General features: G+C 68.4%; 2 protein-coding genes. Both read left to right on the forward strand.

The window, feature by feature from the left end; all coding sequences use genetic code 11:
- The first annotated feature begins 83 nt into the window (after positions 1-83).
- Positions 84-398, forward strand: coding sequence for a hypothetical protein (locus Q0C81_RS12195; RefSeq protein ID WP_291838124.1), 315 nt, complete (start codon positions 84-86; stop codon positions 396-398).
- A gap of 28 nt (positions 399-426) precedes the next feature.
- A partial coding sequence (locus Q0C81_RS12200; RefSeq protein WP_291838127.1) for a hypothetical protein occupies positions 427-611 on the forward strand: 185 nt, incomplete at its 3' end.

Below are 611 nucleotides of genomic sequence, written 5' to 3' on the forward strand. Positions count from 1 at the left end.
GGCCGCTTAACCGACAACCCGAACGGAACCGCGCCGGCAGCCGCCCGCGCCGGGTTCGCGCGCGCAAGGAGCCTCCCCCGCCCGTGTCCGCCTCCGACGCCAGCCATGACGAACGCGACGCCGCCGTGCGCGCGGCCCTGGCGGCCCAGGGCGACAACGGCGTCACGCCCCGGCACACGCTGTTCTACTTCTACGGCGAGGGCGACCACGACGACCTGAACGAGGTGGCGCGGCGCGCCGGCTTCGTGACCCGGGGGCAGGACGACATGACCGTTCTGGAAACGACGATCCCGGTGGACGAGACGTCGTTCGCGCCCGTTTCCTCCATGATGCAATCCTGGGCCGCGGCCTTCCAGCTCGACTACGACGGCTGGGAGTGCGCGGTCGTGACGAACTGACGATCCAAAGAAGAAGAGCCTCAGGCCCATGCCCAAACGCACAGACATCCAGTCCATCCTGATCATCGGCGCGGGCCCGATCGTGATCGGTCAGGCGTGCGAGTTCGACTATTCCGGCGTGCAGGCCTGCAAGGCGCTGAAGGCTGAGGGGTACCGGGTGATCCTGGTCAACTCCAACCCCGCCACGATCATGACCGACCCGGAGGTGGCCGA

The sequence above is a fragment of the Brevundimonas sp. genome (assembly GCF_023259385.1).
Classification (GTDB): Bacteria; Pseudomonadota; Alphaproteobacteria; order Caulobacterales; family Caulobacteraceae; genus Brevundimonas.